General features: G+C 62.6%; 18 protein-coding genes. 4 read left to right on the forward strand and 14 right to left on the reverse strand.

Annotation, left to right across the window (positions count from 1 at the left end):
* Positions 1-85: 85 nt before the first annotated feature.
* Positions 86-1828, forward strand: a complete 1743-nt coding sequence (locus HHL08_RS10350; protein WP_169573203.1) for an AMP-dependent synthetase/ligase — start codon at positions 86-88, stop codon at positions 1826-1828.
* A 3-nt stretch (positions 1829-1831) separates the two neighbouring features.
* Here the strand turns inward: HHL08_RS10350 and HHL08_RS10355 are convergent, their stop codons facing one another.
* The 7 genes from HHL08_RS10355 to HHL08_RS25320 form a co-directional block, all read right to left on the reverse strand.
* The gene (locus HHL08_RS10355) at positions 1832-2053 is read right to left on the reverse strand and encodes a type II toxin-antitoxin system HicB family antitoxin (RefSeq protein WP_169572910.1); all 222 of its coding nucleotides are present in this window, start codon (positions 2051-2053) and stop codon (positions 1832-1834) included.
* Positions 2050-2301 (reverse strand): type II toxin-antitoxin system HicA family toxin, encoded by a 252-nt coding sequence (locus tag HHL08_RS10360; RefSeq protein WP_169572912.1) that lies wholly within the window; start codon positions 2299-2301, stop codon positions 2050-2052. Before HHL08_RS10360 ends, HHL08_RS10355 begins: the two co-directional genes overlap by 4 nt.
* A gap of 70 nt (positions 2302-2371) precedes the next feature.
* A complete protein-coding gene (locus HHL08_RS10365) occupies positions 2372-2821 on the reverse strand; it encodes a DUF2924 domain-containing protein (protein ID WP_169572914.1) in 450 nt (149 codons plus the stop codon).
* Positions 2822-2878: 57 nt separating this feature from the next.
* Positions 2879-5062 carry an excinuclease ABC subunit UvrB gene (uvrB, locus tag HHL08_RS10370; RefSeq protein WP_169572916.1) on the reverse strand — a complete coding sequence of 728 codons (2184 nt, stop codon included), beginning with the start codon at positions 5060-5062 and terminating at the stop codon, positions 2879-2881.
* A 40-nt stretch (positions 5063-5102) separates the two neighbouring features.
* Positions 5103-5531 carry a hypothetical protein gene (locus HHL08_RS10375; protein ID WP_169573206.1) on the reverse strand — a complete coding sequence of 143 codons (429 nt, stop codon included), beginning with the start codon at positions 5529-5531 and terminating at the stop codon, positions 5103-5105.
* Positions 5518-5976, reverse strand: coding sequence for a DNA/RNA non-specific endonuclease (locus tag HHL08_RS10380; protein ID WP_328804639.1), 459 nt, complete (start codon positions 5974-5976; stop codon positions 5518-5520). The genes HHL08_RS10375 and HHL08_RS10380 overlap by 14 nt, the downstream gene beginning before the upstream one ends.
* 194 nt (positions 5977-6170) lie before the next feature.
* Positions 6171-6524, reverse strand: a complete 354-nt coding sequence (locus HHL08_RS25320) for a hypothetical protein (RefSeq protein WP_206377814.1) — start codon at positions 6522-6524, stop codon at positions 6171-6173.
* A 146-nt stretch (positions 6525-6670) separates the two neighbouring features.
* Here HHL08_RS25320 and HHL08_RS10390 point away from each other — a divergent pair, with 146 nt between their 5' ends.
* A complete protein-coding gene (locus tag HHL08_RS10390; RefSeq protein WP_169572918.1) occupies positions 6671-7234 on the forward strand; it encodes a DUF3617 domain-containing protein in 564 nt (187 codons plus the stop codon).
* Positions 7235-7406: 172 nt separating this feature from the next.
* A complete protein-coding gene (locus tag HHL08_RS10395; RefSeq protein ID WP_408021767.1) occupies positions 7407-7907 on the forward strand; it encodes a DUF3617 domain-containing protein in 501 nt (166 codons plus the stop codon).
* Positions 7908-7941: 34 nt separating this feature from the next.
* On the opposite strand, the gene HHL08_RS10400 is transcribed toward HHL08_RS10395, so the two are convergent.
* Complete coding sequence (locus HHL08_RS10400; RefSeq protein WP_169572922.1) at positions 7942-9159, reverse strand: MBL fold metallo-hydrolase; 1218 nt, start codon at positions 9157-9159, stop codon at positions 7942-7944.
* 207 nt (positions 9160-9366) lie between these two features.
* On the opposite strand from HHL08_RS10400, the gene HHL08_RS10405 reads away from it, so the two are divergent.
* Positions 9367-9627 (forward strand): helix-turn-helix domain-containing protein, encoded by a 261-nt coding sequence (locus HHL08_RS10405; protein WP_169572924.1) that lies wholly within the window; start codon positions 9367-9369, stop codon positions 9625-9627.
* A gap of 236 nt (positions 9628-9863) precedes the next feature.
* Here the strand turns inward: HHL08_RS10405 and HHL08_RS10410 are convergent, their stop codons facing one another.
* The 6 genes from HHL08_RS10410 to HHL08_RS10435 form a co-directional block, all read right to left on the reverse strand.
* On the reverse strand, positions 9864-11225 hold the full coding sequence (locus HHL08_RS10410; protein WP_169572926.1) for a methyl-accepting chemotaxis protein: 1362 nt from the start codon (positions 11223-11225) through the stop codon (positions 9864-9866).
* A gap of 97 nt (positions 11226-11322) precedes the next feature.
* The gene (locus HHL08_RS10415; RefSeq protein ID WP_169572928.1) at positions 11323-12240 is read right to left on the reverse strand and encodes a DMT family transporter; all 918 of its coding nucleotides are present in this window, start codon (positions 12238-12240) and stop codon (positions 11323-11325) included.
* A gap of 44 nt (positions 12241-12284) precedes the next feature.
* On the reverse strand, positions 12285-13337 hold the full coding sequence (locus HHL08_RS10420) for a DUF3667 domain-containing protein (protein ID WP_169572930.1): 1053 nt from the start codon (positions 13335-13337) through the stop codon (positions 12285-12287).
* A 69-nt stretch (positions 13338-13406) separates the two neighbouring features.
* On the reverse strand, positions 13407-13643 hold the full coding sequence (locus tag HHL08_RS10425) for a hypothetical protein (RefSeq protein ID WP_169572932.1): 237 nt from the start codon (positions 13641-13643) through the stop codon (positions 13407-13409).
* Positions 13644-13783: 140 nt separating this feature from the next.
* On the reverse strand, positions 13784-15304 hold the full coding sequence (locus HHL08_RS10430) for a fumarate hydratase (protein ID WP_169572934.1): 1521 nt from the start codon (positions 15302-15304) through the stop codon (positions 13784-13786).
* A 95-nt stretch (positions 15305-15399) separates the two neighbouring features.
* Positions 15400-16044 (reverse strand): glutathione S-transferase family protein, encoded by a 645-nt coding sequence (locus tag HHL08_RS10435; protein WP_169572936.1) that lies wholly within the window; start codon positions 16042-16044, stop codon positions 15400-15402.
* Positions 16045-16349: the final 305 nt, after the last annotated feature.

Genomic DNA, 16349 nt, shown 5'->3' on the forward strand with positions numbered 1-16349 from the left:
CAACGCTTAGGCGCGCATCAGATGCGCCGGAAACCGCAGGAGTCGAGCCTTGAGGGCCATCGAGAAATTTCCCAACCTCGTCACCATGTTCTTCGCCCGCGCGGCGGAAAAGGGGAATGCGCCCTTCCTCTGGCACAAGAGCGGCGGCGCTTGGCATAGCCAAAGCTGGGCCGAGGTCGCGCAGCAGGTCGCGTCGCTCGCCGCCGCGCTCAAGGCGCAGGGATTGAAGCCCGGCGACCCGGTGATGCTGGTCAGCGAAAACCGGCCGGAATTCTGCGTCGCCGACCTGGCGGTCATGGCCGCGGGCTGCATCACCGTGCCGACCTACACCACCAACACCACGCGCGATCACCAGCATATCCTGACTGACAGCGGCGCTCGTGCGGTGATCGTGTCGACCGCCAAGCTGGCGCAGGCGCTGATGCCCGCCGTAGTCCGCTCGCAGGCCAGCTTCATTATCGGTATGGAGCCGCTGCGCGGGGCGCAGGGGACATGCGCCTGCCATTTGTGGAGCGACTTGCTCGCCGCGTATCCTGCCGACGTGGACGCGATCGCCGCGGCCCAAACCGCGACCCGCAATGATCAGGCCTGCATCATCTACACCAGTGGCACCGGCGGTGCCCCGCGCGGGGTGATGCAACATCATGGCGCGATCCTGGCCAATGTGGAGGGCGCGGGAACGATCGTCGCGGAGGATTTCGGCTGGGGGGAGGAGGTTTTCCTATCCTTCCTGCCGCTGTCCCACGCTTATGAACATAGCGGGGGGCAGTTCCTCCCCATGCTGCTGGGCGGGCAGATCTATTATGCGGAAGGGTTGGAAAAGCTCGCTTCCAATATAGAGGAAGCGCGCCCGACGATCATGGTCGTGGTCCCCCGTCTGTTCGAAGTGCTGCGCACCCGCATCCTCAAGTCTATCGAGAAGCAGGGCAAATTCCCGACCTATCTGCTGGCCCAGGCGCTGCGCATCGCGTCCAAGGAGCAGGGGGGCAAGACATCGGTGCTCGACCTGCCGATGAAGCTGCTACTCTCACGCACGCTTGTCCCTAAGATCCGCGCGCGCTTTGGCGGGCGGCTAAAGGCCTTGGTGTCGGGCGGCGCGCCGCTCAATCCGGACGTCGGCCTGTTCTTCCACGCCATGGGGCTGACCCTGCTCCAGGGCTATGGCCAGACCGAAGCCGGCCCGGTGGTCAGTTGCAACCGCCCCGCCGCGGGCATCGCCATGGACACGGTCGGCCCACCGCTCGACGGGGTCGAGGTACGGATCGCTGAGGATGGCGAGATATTGGTTCGCGGCGAACTGGTCATGCACGGCTATTGGCGCAACCCGGCCGAAACAGAGAAAGCGTTGAAGGACGGCTGGCTCCACACCGGCGACATCGGCGAATTCGACGCGAAGGGCCGCATCCGCATCACCGACCGCAAGAAGGATCTTATCGTCAACGACAAGGGCGACAATGTCTCGCCGCAGAAGGTCGAAGGGATGCTGACGCTGCAGAGCGAGATCGGCCAGGCGATGGTGCATGGCGATCGTCGCCCCTATCTGGTCGGGCTGGTCGTGCCCGACGCCGAATGGACCCGCGAATGGGCGGCGGCGCAGGAGGGGGTGATCGAAGGCTTAGAGGCCAACCCGGCTTATATGGCGGCGCTACGCGCGGCGGTGGACCGGGTGAATGACGACCTGTCGGTGATCGAGCGCGTGCGTCGCTTCATCCTGGCGGATGAGCCGTTCGGAATCGACAATGAGGAAATGACGCCGTCGATGAAGATCAGGCGGCATGTGATCCGCAAGCGTTATGCCGACCGGTTGGATGGGTTGTATAAGGGGTAGGGATCAGGCGGCGTAGATTGCCGGGCGATAGCGCGCTTCGGGGATAGGGAAACCCCGATCTTGCGCGACAGCCAACCAGCCCTCAATTGCATCGTTGATATTGGAGAGCGCTTGCGCTCGTGTATCCCCGTGCGCCGAGCAGGGTTTTAAGTCTGGCGCGTCCGCAATCCAGCACTCGTCTTCGGCGGACCAAAAAAGATTGATGTGATAATGTGGCTCGTTCATTCTTCGATATATAGGCCGTAGGCTTCTACCAGTTCAAGCAATTCTCGGATTTGATAGCGTTTGGCATCTTTGCCATCGGGCTGAACGGGAAAAGATCGCGGGACGTTGGAATGCACATATTGGCGATGGCTGCCGGTTGTACGGTCCAGTTCGAAGCCAGGCGCGCGAAGCAGGCGCTCAAGATCACGGAATGTAAGAGAGCGATTGCCCTGCAGCAGGCGTTCGAGCAGTTTGGTGGGTTTGACCATTATGGATGCCTCGTAGAGGATATACCCCGTCTTGCCCCGGTCATCTCGGTTTCGGGAGTGATGGAGCAGATCACGAGCTTTGTCCGGTAATGGAATCCAGCTTGCGCCAAAATGTATCGACCGGGCGACGAGCTTCCCAGAAGCGGAGACCGTTGACGTTGTTGCCGGTGATAGCGCGGGCTGCGGAGGAGGGGCTGGAATGTTCTTGCCCCTTTTCGTCAATCCATCTTCCGCCTTCTATTCTGGCCTGAAACTCTTGCCCTTTATAACGGGCGCGCAGCCCTGTGCCGTCGGGCAGGATCAGGCCACGCGAGTAAAATTCGCCCATCAGCCTGCGGAAACTGCGATTTACATCGTTGAGCGGTTCACCATCTTCGATGCCTCTTTCAGCATCGCGATCTGCTTCAATCGGCGAATCAAGCGCTAATAGTTCTCTTATTACGTCGTCAAAGCTATGCCCTTCATAACGCAATCTATCGGTAAGGGCTTTGAAAACGTCAAGGCTGACGTCAATATGCATCGTGATCTCACATCAAATGGGAAATCACTAATAGCACTAAAATAGCTATTTTGGAAGCTATTTTCCAAATTTCCGCATTGTCTTCCCATATCGCATCTTCCGTGTTCCCGGCTTCCCCTCGGTCGCGCGCCCGCGCGGGGCCGCGACTTGCTGATCCACCGGCAACCCAAGCTCCTCCGCCTCCAGCTTGCGGATTTCGTCGCGAATCCGGCCGGCTTCCTCGAACTCCAGGTCGGCGGCCGCCGCGCGCATCTTCTTTTCCAGATCCTCGATATAGGCGCGCAGATTGTGGCCGACCATGTGGGGACGGTCCGCATCCCCGGTGTCCACCGTCACCTGATCGCGGCTGGACACATGGGAGATGATGTCGCCGATATTGCGCTTGATCGTGGTCGGGGTGATGCCATGTTCGAGGTTGTAGGCTTCCTGCTTCTCGCGGCGCCGCCCGGTTTCGTTGAGCGCGCGCTCCATCGACCCGGTCACCCGGTCGGCATAGAGGATGACGCGGCCATCGACGTTGCGCGCCGCGCGGCCGATCGTCTGGATCAGCGAGGTTTCGGAGCGCAAAAAGCCCTCCTTGTCCGCATCCAATATCGCGACGAGTCCGCATTCGGGGATATCCAGCCCCTCGCGCAGCAGGTTGATGCCGATCAACACGTCATAAACGCCCAGCCGCAGATCGCGGATCAGCTCGATACGCTCCAGCGTCTCGACATCGCTGTGCATGTAGCGGACCTTGATTCCCGCCTCATGCATGAACTCGGTCAGGTCTTCGGCCATTCGCTTGGTCAGAGTGGTGACGAGCGTGCGATAGCCCTGTGCCGCCACCTTGCGACATTCGTTGATCAGGTCGTCGACCTGGTCCTCGACCGGCTTGATTTCGACCGGCGGGTCGATGAGGCCGGTGGGGCGGATCACTTGTTCGCTGAACACGCCGCCGGTCTGCTCCATTTCCCACGAACCGGGCGTGGCGGAGACGCTGACCGTCTGCGGCCGCATCGCATCCCATTCGTTGAAGCGCAGCGGGCGGTTGTCGATGCAGCTGGGCAGGCGGAAACCATATTCGGCCAGATTGATCTTGCGCCGGTGGTCGCCACGCGCCATCGCGCCGATCTGCGGCACGGTCTGGTGGCTTTCGTCCACGAACAACAGCGCATTCTCAGGCAGATATTCAAACAGGGTCGGCGGCGGCTCGCCCGGTAGGCGGCCGGTCAGGAAGCGGCTGTAATTCTCGATTCCCGCGCAGCTGCCGGTGGCCGCGATCATCTCCAGGTCGAAATTGGTCCGCTGCTCCAGCCGCTGCGCCTCCAGCAGCTTACCCTCCGCCACCAATTCCTTCAGCCGCTCGGTCAGTTCGTGACGGATCGCCTCCATCGCCTGCTTGAGCGTCGGGCCGGGGGTGACATGGTGGCTGTTAGGAAAGACCTTCACATAGTCGAGGGTCGCGACCTTCTTGCCGCTCAGCGGGTCGAACTCGACAATCTCCTCGATTTCGTTGCCGAAGAAGCTGATGCGCCAGGCGGTGTCCTCATAATGAGACGGGAAAATCTCCAGATTGTCGCCCTTCACGCGGAAATTGCCGCGCGCGAAACCCACGTCGTTGCGCTTATATTGGAGCGCGACCAGCTTGCGGATAATCTCCCGCTGGTCCTCGATCCCGCCCTTCTTCATTGTGAAGGTCATGGCCGAATAGGTTTCGACCGACCCGATGCCATAGAGGCAGGATACCGACGCGACGATGATGCAGTCGTCCCGTTCCAGCAGCGCGCGGGTCGCCGAATGGCGCATCCGGTCGATGCTCTCGTTTACGCTGGACTCCTTCTCGATATAGGTATCCGACCGCGCGACATAGGCTTCGGGCTGGTAATAATCATAATAGCTGACGAAATATTCGACCGCATTGTCGGGGAAAAAGCTCTTGAACTCCCCGTACAGCTGCGCCGCCAAAATCTTGTTGGGCGCCAGGATCAGCGCGGGCCGCTGCAACGCCTCGATCACCTTGGCCATGGTGAAGGTCTTGCCGGAGCCGGTCACGCCCAGCAGCACCTGGTCCCGCTCGCCCGCCAGCGCCTGTTCGACCAGTTCGGGGATTGCGGTGCGCTGATCGCCAGACGGTTCATAGTCGCTGACCAGCGTGAAGGGCCGACCGCCCTCGCTCTTTTCGGGGCGGGCCGGGCGATGGGGCACGAAGCCTTCCCCGGTTTCCGGTTCATCGAGCGTGGTGCGGATCTGAATCGACATGAAGCGAATATGGGGCCTTTGTGCGCAGGCGCAATCGGGATCAGGGCTTCAGTTCGAACGCGGTCCTGGGCATGGGCGGATAGACCACCGGCTTGTCTCCGAAACGCGCGCGTAATGCCGCCTGGCGGCGTTCGTCATCGATCACTTCGACGTCCACCTCGTCAGGGTAACGGTAGTTGATCTCGAACTTTCCATCCTTGATCTCATATTCCAGGATGGACCAGCGCTTGATGCCGCCTTCCGCCGACTCGGCATACCAGGCTTCCCAAAGGAGATCGGAAAGAAGCCTGCTGCCGTCGAGGTTTCGGATTTGATTTCCTTCATCCTTGAAGACATTGGGACTGATCCATCGGTCGCCAACTTCAACGTAAAGGAAAATGCCATCGGGATCGCCGCCGACGATATTGACCAGCTCCACGCCGATCTCGTTGTAAAGCGGCCCCAGAATGTCGAACTTATCTTTTGCCATCTTCGGCGCCTTTCGCTTCGTTCGGGAATTTCTTTCTGAATTTTTTGCCGTTGATTTCCCAGATGACATTGAGCTGGTAGGGTCGCTGCGAAGTTCCTTCATAGAGCGGCTCGATGTCCACGAACACCTTATGTCCAGCGCGCAATTCCCTGGCCCAGGAATCTTCCATGGCGCGATAGCTGCCGCGGTTGAAATTGGCATTCTGGGCGAAATGGTTGAAGCGATCGCTGGGGCCATTGAAGCGAGCAGCGATGAAATGACCACCATCGTCGCCGCCACGCCTGTTGGGCTTGCCTGCCTGCGCCTGATTGCGGCGCGATCGCTTAGGCGAAACGGCCAGCGATAATTGGACATATGTGCGCCGGTTACGCGCAATGATGTCGATATGGAAATCATAGCCATTCTTGCTCTCCCTCTGCCAGTTTGTGTCGAGGATCTGGCTCACCAGCGTGGGTGGATTGGCGACGTCCGGCGGCAATCTGCCGTCATGCGTCTCCAGATAATGGTCGAGCGCCAGAAACCTGTTCTTCGCCGCGCGGCCCGCATCCAGATAGGCTTGGTGCGGAAGCTTGATCTGTTGGCCGATCTGGAGCGGCTGACCGACCGACTGCCCGTTGAGCCACGCCAGATCGCGGGCGCTCAGCCCCTGTGCGTCGCGCAGCGATCCGAGACAAGGAATCCCCCGGGCCGCACGGTGTACAGCGCGTAATTGTCGGGATGATCGGCGCGGGTGCGGTTGCGGTCGGGCACACCCGATCCATCGTTTCGTCCGGGCGGAGCGGGCGCTTTGGGCGGACGCGCCATCCTCGCCTTATCCGGGCTGCTGCCACCGCCTGCGGGGACATAACGCCCTTGTCCCGCAAAGGTGAAGCGCCCGTCCTCCTCGTCATGCCAAGGGTTGAATTTCACCTCGACTGCGGTTGGGGCGATCCTGCGCCCGGTCCGCAGATACAGGCTGAAGGCCGTCAGTTCGCCCGATATAGTCCGCTGCATCAAAACTCCCCCCAAAGTTCGATGAAGTCCCCTAGCAGCTCAATAAGAACAAATCAAGAACATATAATCCGTGCATCCTGTCATTGAACCCCCGCGCGGCGCTGTTATGATCGCCGCAACAGCAGGGAAAACAGGAAGGAATGATCATGCGCCGGACAGTCTTGACGCTCGCGGTTTTGACGATCGGCCTTGCTGCCTGCAGCGAAAAGCCCGGCGACAAGACGGGCAATATCGCCGCAACCGACGCCATGAGTAAGCAAGAGGTGAAGGCGCAGGTCGACAAGGTGCAACTCAAGCCCGGCCAGTGGGAGGGTCGCTTTACCGTCAAGGATCTGGACCTTGGCAACATGCCCGGCGCGCCCGCGAACATGAAGGAGCAGATGAAGAGCGCGATGAACCAGACCGCGCTCAAATATTGCGTCACGCCCGAGCAGGCCGCGAACCCGAGCGGCGAGATGTTCGCGGGGCAGGAGAATAAGAACTGCACCTATGGCGGGTTCGAGGCGAAGGGCGGCACGGTGAAGGGGCAGGTGTCGTGCAAGTCGCAGGGCGGCACGATGAACGCCACCATGTCCGGTACTTATGCGCCCGAAAACTACGCGATGGACATGGACATGAAGATGGTGGGCGGCCCGCAGGGCATGACCATGGCGATGACCGCCCGGTCGGAGGGCAAGTGGATCGGGCCGACGTGCGTGGCCGACAAATAATTGCGCCGCGCCATGGCTGAGGCGTCAGCCGCCCGATTTCCAAGCCCCCACCCGCCGCCGCCGATAATCGTGCGCATGCGTCATTTCCGCTTGCGCTTTGGCGATGGCGGGTAGAGCCTTGGTGCCGTTCCGATCAGAGAACAGCGACAAGACAGGGGACGAGGATATGCACATGAAACTGCTGGCGGCGGTGCCGCTCGGGTTGACCCTTGGCCTTGGCGCCTGTGGCGGCGATCCGGCCCCTGCACCCCAGGCGGAGGACGCGCCGGTGCTGATGCAGGCGGGCGAATGGACGATCATCCGCAAGACGACCGGTTACAACACTCCCACCGTCACGCCGGCCGAATATCAGGCCGCGCTCAAGCAGATCGGCGAAGATAAATTGTGCATCGCCGTCGATGCGCAGGGCGTGCCCGACGCCGATGCGCTGGCGGGCAAGGACGGCACGGCCTGCACCTACAAAGACAAGATGGTGCGCAAGGGGCGTCTGATCGCCACCCTGTCCTGCACCGCCGGGACCGGCACGTCGGAAATCGTGGTGGAGGGCAATTATACCGCCGACACGCTGACACTGGGCGCCACCATGACCAAGATGCAGGGTGGCAGCGCGGTGCTGCGCACGACCCATGACGTCACCGGCAAGCGGGTCGGGGATTGCCCCAAGCCGGGCTGAACCGCGCGTCGGGCGGGCGGCCGAACCCTGACGCCTATTCCAGCGCCCGGATCGCCCGCTCGTCGCACCGCTTCGGCCCGATCGGCACTGGGCTGACTATGGGCACCGGCAGCGACTGGCCGATCCGCAGCGGGGCGAAGTGCTTGCGCGCGATCCCCGCGCAGCGTAGCGCCAAGTCCAGCATCCGGGGCGGCGTATCCCATTGTTCGTAGGACAAGCGGAACGTGCCCCAGTGGATCGGGATCGCGGTGGACGCGCCCAGCCGCTGGAATATCTCCACGGCCTGAGTCGGGCCGATATGCGCGTCCGACTGCATCTGCCCCTTCCAGAAGCGGAACGCGCCGATCGGGATCAGCGCCAGCCGGATCGGGCCATAGCGCCGCGCTTGCGTGGGCCATCCCATGTCGCCCGCGCCGGTATCGCCGGCAAAGAAGATATTGCCCGCCCGCGTCTCGATCACGAAACTCGACCACAGGGCGCGGTTGCGATCCGCGCCCCAGCGGCTGCCCCAATGATGGTTGCGGGTCACATGCACCTGATAATCGGGGCAATGTTCGTAACTGCCGCACTGGATCACCGCTTGCGGCGCCAGCCCGTTCAACGCTGCGCCGCTGACCGACTGACCCCAGTCCAGCGCCGTCGCCGGGATGCCGTGCGCCTTCAGGATGGTGTCATTGCCCAGGCTGGTGACGATCTTGGGTCGGTCCCGCTCCCACAATCTTTTCAGCGTGGGCAGGTCCATATGGTCATAATGATTATGGCTCAGCAGGATCAGGTCGATTTTCGGCAGATCGTCGAAGGCGATGCCCGGCTGCGCGACTCGTTTCGGTCCGAAGGGGGGCAGGGGGCTGGCATAGTCCGACCAGATCGGATCGGTCAGGATGTTCAACCCCGCCGCCTGCACCAGCACGGTCGCATGACCGACCCAAGTCGCCACCATGCCGCGCGGCGCGGCGAAGGGGGCAGGACGGGCGGGCTTGACCGCAATCCCCAGCGGCCATTCCGGCCGGTCGTCATGGCCGATCAGCCAGCGCGCGATAAAGCCCTGCCGGCTGGTGCCGGGCGGTGCGGGTATGTCGATCGCGCCATCGGGATTGAAAAAATGCGCGCCGTCATAATGGCGGCTGACCGGTCCCTGATAATAGAGGCGGTCGAGGAACGGCGGAACGATCGTCACCGCCAGGCACAGGGCGATGACGGCGAACAGCAGCGCGATCCCTGCGCCGCGGACGATGCTGACAAGGCGACCCATGACTGCTCCTGAAGATGACGTTCAGCGACATAGCGCAAGGCGACGATGGGGCAAGGGTTGAGGTCGACTATGGGCAGGCTGCGGACTATCTGCGTTTCTTTCCCCCTCTCCTTCAAGGGAGGGGCTATAATCGTCCGCAAAAGGTCGATTGCGCCTTATTCGCCAGATGGCCTATGACCGCCGCCAGCGAACGAAAAGGAAGAAAAAATGGCCGCGTCATTGTCAATCGACGAGCGACATGAGCATTTTGCTTATTGCGTGCAACTCTTTGGTGGCACCACCGCTTTTTCCCGGCGGCTTGGCATAGACGAGCGGGCCATCCGCCGTTTTCTCAATGGTGAGCGGCCTGTCAGCGCCGGGCTTCTGGAAGATACGGCCAAGGCGTTACGCCTGCTCATTACCGAAGCGACCACGGCCGAAGCGCAGATCGCCGCCACATTGCGCGTTGCGCCGACCGATCCGGCATAGTGGTCCGTTTCCGACATTTGCATCTCATATCGGCGAGGGCAGGCGCAAATGTCGGAAACCTAAGGACCACTAGAAATCTTTGATTCTAGTGGATTTTACGATTTTGACATTTGCAGACCCATCCCAACCGCCGGGGGATGCAAATGTCAAAATCAATCCACTAGGCTGTTTCATTGGGATCATCGCGGTTGGGGCGCCCGCGCGTTGACCCGGCCACACACCCTTAATTCGCCGATTCAGCTCTGATCCTGATAGGCCATCTGCAATATGCCCCAGTGGCGGCCCTTCACATGGATGGACGCGATCACCTGTTTCAGCAGGATCACCTCGCCCTGCGCGGTCAGGCGGCGATAGGCCTTGATGCAGAAGGGCTTGGTCGTCCGGGCCTGTTCGCGCGTGTCGGGAAAATCGAAGATCACGCCCTGGCGCGCATATTCCAGGTTCCAGCTGTCATCCCCCGGTCGCTGCTGCTGCGCGCGTTCGGGCATGGCGACCGCGCCATAGGCGTTGCGATCGGTGAAGGTCATGCCGAACAGGCCGGGGAAGCCGCGCGCCTTTTCCTGCGCGGTGCGGGCAGCGGGCAGCATCGCATCCTGCACCGGATGGGTGAAGAGCGGCGGATTGGTGCCGGTGACCGGCGCATAATAGTCGCTGAAAATCGCCGCTTCGCTGACCGTGCCCGCGTCGATCGCGCGCTCGATCGCGCGGCCGACCTGCTGCGCGCTGTCCAGGCTGAAGCGGATATAGGGCGAATCGGGAATATCGACGCCGCTTTCGGCCAGATATTGCAGCAATTCATTGGTGTCGTCGCTGGCGGTGGAAACCCGGCCGGACAGGCGTTGCAGCCCGTCGGCATTGTCGGTCGATGTGCTCGCGAGCGCGGCCAGCCCGCCGCGAATCTCGCCCGCGGAGCCCACCATCGACGCGATTCGCTCGGCCACCGCCTCGCTGTTGTTTGACAGGCCCTGCATCAGCGTGCCCAGCCGATCGACCAGCGTTTCGATATTCTTGGTGTCGTTGAGCGCGGTGCGCGCGGTCTGCGCGCCGTGGGTGATGCTGGCCAACATCCCGCCCGCCTCGCCGGTCAGCGCCGCGATCGATTGTTCGATCGTATGGGTCGCGGCCGCCGTTTCCTGCGCGAGCTTCTTCACTTCCGACGCGACCACGGCAAAGCCGCGTCCGGCATCGCCCGCGCGCGCCGCCTCGATCGTGGCGTTGAGTGCAAGGAGATTGGTCTGGCTGGCGATGCCGCTGATGACGCTGGTGACATGCGCCACCGTCTTGAGCGCTTCGCCAAACCCGTCCAGCCGCGCGTGGATGAGGCTCACCTGGTCGATCAGGCCGACGAAATTATGATTGGCTGTCGAAAGCTGCCGGCCCGAATCGTCGATGATGCCGCGGGCCGCCACGGCCTGCGCGCGTGCTTCCTGCCCGGCCATCGCCACGCTGTCGCCGTCGCGCGACAATTGCGCGGCCGCGCCGCTGATCGCCTCGATCGTGCGCGCCTGATGCGTCACCCGGTCGGCCAGTTCGCTGATGTCCGCCTGCAAATCAAGCGTGCGGATGCCCAGGTCGCCAGACAATTTGGCGACCTTCATCACCGCTCGGGCGACATTTTCGGAGTGCGCTTCTTTTCCCACTTAAGCAGGGCTAACAGCCCATGGTAAAGGAAAGCTTAGCGATGCGACGTGCCGTTCAGAGCGCGCCTATCAATGCCAGCGCCACGCCGGCGACGACCAGCAGCAGCCCGGCCGCCTCGCTCCGCCGCATCCGCTCCTTCAGGTAGAAATGGCCGAACGCCATGGTGAAGGCGACCTCGACCTGGCCTACGATCCGCACCAGCGCCACCGGCGCGGTGGCAAAGCCCGTGAACCAGCAGGCGCTGCCCAGCGCGGACAGCAATCCGACCTGTCCCGACACCCGCCAGCTTGCAAGCACCCGCCGCATCTCGCCCGGCTCGCGCGCCATCAGCCAGGCGCCCTGCATCAGCGTCTGGACCAGCACCGTGGCGACCAGCACCAGCAGCGCGGCCAGGATGCGGTCGTCCCCGCCAACCGCCTGCGTCGCCCGGCGAATACCGATTGCCGTCAACGCAAAGAAAAACCCCGACGCGATGCCGGCCTTTGCTGCCGGTTGGCCCAGAGCGCGCAGGAAATCGCCCGGCCCCATGCGCTTGCCCCCGGTGGAAAGCAGCATCACGCCGATCACGCCGCAGCCTATCCCGGCCCAGGCCAGCGGATGCAGCCGTTCGCCCAGCAGCAGGAAAGACAGGATGGCACCCTGCACCGCCTCGGTTTTGGAATAAGCGGTGCCGACCACGAAATTGCGATGCTTGAACGCGGCGATCAGCAAATTGGTGGCGACGATCTGCGCCAGCCCGCCGCCGATGCAGAAGAGCAGGAAATCAGCCTTGATCGCGGGCAGCGGGGCGGGGAAGAGCAAGGCATAGCCGCACAGCAGCAGCAGGGTGAAGGGGATGCCATAGAGATAGCGGACCAGCCCCGCCGCATTGATCGACAGGCTGTGGCTGACGCGCCGCTGGATCGCGGTGCGCCAGGCCTGCACGGCCCCGGCGATCAGCGTCGCGGGCAACCAGATCGGGGATGTGATCATGCCCGCCCTATACAGGGCGAACACAGCCCGTCATCCCATCATTATCAGGCCATCATCACGAGGAAGGTGAAGAAGAGCGAGAGCGACACGCAGGCGAAGCCGTAAAGCAGGGGCAGCCGCCACACAGCGCCCATCCGCGACAGGGCATAGGCATCCTTGAACTGGCGATACATGTGCCAGATGGCGAAGAGCATCAGCGCCAGCGTTACCAGCCCGCTGGTCACATGGACCATCGTCAGGACCATCGACAGCGAAAAGAGCAGCGACATGAAGGCGATCGAATAAGTGATGTAGATCGCATGATCGTACATTTTGTAGCGGCGGCTGAACGGGAAGAGCAGCCAGATAAAGGGCAGCGAAATCAGGATCAGCGCCCAGGAGAATTTATAGGCGTTGGCCTTGAGCTTATAATAAGCAAATTCGGGGTTCTTGGCCGCCGCGCTGATGGCGGTGCCGACGGTCTGCGCCACGCCGCCATTCAGGCCTTCGCCCTTCAGCGAATCGGTGATGCCGCTCGCCATGGTCAGCCCCTGACGCTCCTCGCGCGCTTCGGCCAGGTCTTGGGCCAGCGACTCCTTGCGAGCCGCCGACAGGCCGGGCGCGGCCAGCTTCGCCTCGACCTTTGCGATCTGCGCGTCGGCCCTGGCCTCCTCCTGCTTCAGCTCGGCGATCTCGCCCTTGTCCATCTGCACCATTTTGCTGGCTTCCGGGCCATGGCTGGTGAGCGAGAAGATGGCGTACATCAGGAAGGCGGAAAACAGGAACAGGGCGAAGGGCGACACGAATTTCGCGCGTTCGCCCTGGATATAGCGCCGCGTCAGATTTCCCGGCCGCAGCGCCAGTTCGGGCAGGGTGGTCCAGATCTTGCCCTCGAAATGCAGCACGCCATGGGCCAGATCATGGCCGATCGCGCCGAAGCTGCGATGCAGATGCGCCGCCTGACCGCATTGCGCGCAGTAATTGCCGGCGACCGCTGCCCCGCAATTGAGGCAGGCACCATGGCCTACGTCATGCGCTTCGCCATGGTCCGGCTCCGCTGCGCGCGCCAGCATGGCCCCAGTGACCGCGTCACCCGCTGCTTCGATTTCCCCTGTCATGGATCGGGACGATATCAGCGGTGTATGACGGATACCAGACAGCTTTACTGGCGATCGGAAAGGTGGCGATCAACTGGGCTTCGTGCCGGGCGGCAGCGTGTGGGGGAAACCCGTTCGCCCCATGGTCCAGTTCGCCTCCAGCCGCACCAGCGGATTGGGCGCGCACCATATTTCGCCCGATTCGCTCAGGCCCGTCACCCAGATCAGATTATGTTCCTGCCCATAATCGATGACGGCCAGGGCATAGCCCTTCCCCTTGCCCTCTACATGAACAGGCAGGGGCGGATCGAGTTGGGTGAAGGACATGGGCGATGCTCCGGCGGTATGAGGATGCCGGTGACAATGCGGGGTGAGGGGGCGAGTTCCGATGTCGGCCAGCGACTTGATCGGGGTTAACGCGATTCTTCCACCCCTCCCCATCTGGCGATGGGGAAGGGTGATGAAGGTCATGCGCCTTCGAGCAGTTTCTCGCGCTTGATCTTCTCCTGCCACACCAGCGGGGCGAGGTGATGGACATTGCGCCCTTCGCTGTCGACCGCGACAGTCACCGGCATGTCCTGCACATCGAACTCGTAGATCGCCTCCATGCCCAGATCCTCAAAGCCCACGACCTTGGCACCCTTGATCGCGCGGGCGACCAGATAGGCCGCGCCGCCGACCGCCATCAGATAGGCGCTCTTGTGCTTGGCGATCGCCGCGGTCGCCGCCACGCCGCGCTCGGCCTTGCCGACGCAGCTGAGCAGGCCCTGTTCCAGCATCATGTCCATGAAGCTGTCCATGCGGGTCGCGGTGGTGGGACCGGCCGGGCCGACCACTTCGTCGCCGACCGGATCGACCGGGCCGACATAATAGATCACGCGGCCCTTGAAATCGACCGGCAGTGGCTCGCCCTTGGCCAGCATGTCCTTGATCCGCTTGTGCGCGGCGTCGCGCCCGGTCAGCATCTTGCCGTTCAGCAGCAGCCGGTCGCCATGCTTCCAGCTCTGCACGATCTCTGGCGTCAGCGTGTTCAGATCGACGCTGATCGCTTCCTTGCTCGGCGTCCAGTTTACGTCGGGCCATTCCGACAGTTTGGGCGCCTCCAGATAGGCCGGGCCGGACCCGTCCAGCGTGAAATGCGCGTGGCGGGTGGCGGCGCAATTAGGGATCATTGCCACCGGCTTGCCCGCCGCATGGCAGGGATAGTCGTAAATCTTGACGTCGAGGATGGTGGAGAGACCGCCCAGGCCCTGCGCGCCGATACCCAGCGCGTTGACCTTGTCGAAAATCTCGATCCGCATCTCTTCGATCTTGTTCTGCGGCCCGCGGAGCTTGAGTTCGCCCATGTCGATGGGTTCCATCAGGCTTTCTTTGGCCAGCGCCACCGCCTTTTCCGCGGTGCCGCCGATGCCGATGCCCAACATGCCGGGCGGGCACCAGCCCGCGCCCATCTGCGGGATCATGTCCAGCACCCAATCGACGATCGAATCGCTGGGGTTCATCATCTTGAACTTGGTCTTGTTCTCAGACCCGCCGCCTTTGGCCGCGACGTCGATGACGACCTTGTTGCCTGGCACCATTTCGACGTTCAGCACGCAGGGCGTGTTGTCCTTGGTATTCTGGCGCGCGAAGGCGGGATCGCGCAGGATGGAGGCGCGCAGGCGGTTTTCCGGGTTCAGATAGGCCTTGCGCACGCCGTCATCGACGATTTCCTGCATGGAGCGGCTGTTGTCGTCCAGCCGGCAGTCCATGCCCCATTTGACGAAGACGTTGACGATGCCGGTATCCTGGCAGATCGGCCGGTGGCCTTCGGCGCACATGCGGCTGTTGGTCAGGATCTGGGCGATGGCGTCCTTGGCCGCCGGATTGGCTTCGGCGTCATAGGCTTTGCCCAGCGCGCGGATATAATCCATCGGATGATAATAGCTGATGAACTGGAGCGCGTCGGCCACGCTGTCGATCAGGTCGGCGGTTTTGATGAGCGTCATCTACCCTGGTCCTTATCTGCATTCTGCGGCCCGCCTCTGCACAGCGGGTCCATGCAGGGGCAGCGGCTAGTGGGGAATCCCGCCCAAGTCCAGCATCAGCCATCCGCAAAGGGGAAGAGGTGCCACCAGGGTTGTTTCTCCTCCAGCACGCGGGCGAAGCTCGGGCGCGCCTCCAGCCGCGCCAGATAGGCCGCCAGCAGCGGGAAATCCGCGCTCAACGGTATGATCTTGTCGGCGTAGAAGATCGCCGGGGCGGCGGCGCAGTCGGCCAGGGTAAAGGCTTTGCCCGCCGCCCATCGCCGTCCGGCCATCCGCGCCTCGATCAGCGCATAGGCCTTGGCCAGCAGGTCGCGCGCCTGCGCCACGCCCAGCGAGTCGCGCTGCGCCTCCGGCCGCAGCCGGTCGGCCACGATCGTCTGCATCGGCGCCATGACATAATTGTCGAACAACCGATCCATCAACCGCACCTCCAGCGCCGCGTCGGGATCGGCGGGGATGGGGCGGAAGGTGCCGGCTTCATGCTGGGCGAGATATTCGATGATGATGCTCGCCTCGCCGACCGTGGCGTCGCGCGCCGGGTCGCGCAGCAGCGGGAATTTGCCGATCGGCCACAGGTCCATCCATTCCCGCGCGACCTCCGCATCCTCCAGCGTCCGGGCCGTGAACGGCGCGCCATTCTCGTAAAAGGCGATCAGCACCTTCCAGCAATAGGAGGAGAGGGGGTGGTAATAGAGAATCATCGGGCATCCTCCGCACAACCGCAATATCTGCGCATCTGGCCGTATCCGGGCATGGCGGCCGCACCATGGCCAACGGTGCTATTACCCGACGCCCGCAACCCTTTAGACCTTCGTCTAAAAATGGCTGACAAGCGAAATTTATTTTTTGCCCCCCATCATCCCCCTTGCCTTTTTTGGGGGCAAGGCAAGTCCGTGCGTCGCCCGCGCGCGCCGTGGCAGAATGACGTCGAACATCGACGAACCGAGTCTTCCGATTGTCATTTACCCTCTTGCGCCGCCAAGTGGCTATGGCACTATCTATGGTA

This window comes from Sphingobium psychrophilum (genome assembly GCF_012927105.1).
GTDB classification, from domain to species: domain Bacteria; phylum Pseudomonadota; class Alphaproteobacteria; order Sphingomonadales; family Sphingomonadaceae; genus Sphingobium; species Sphingobium psychrophilum.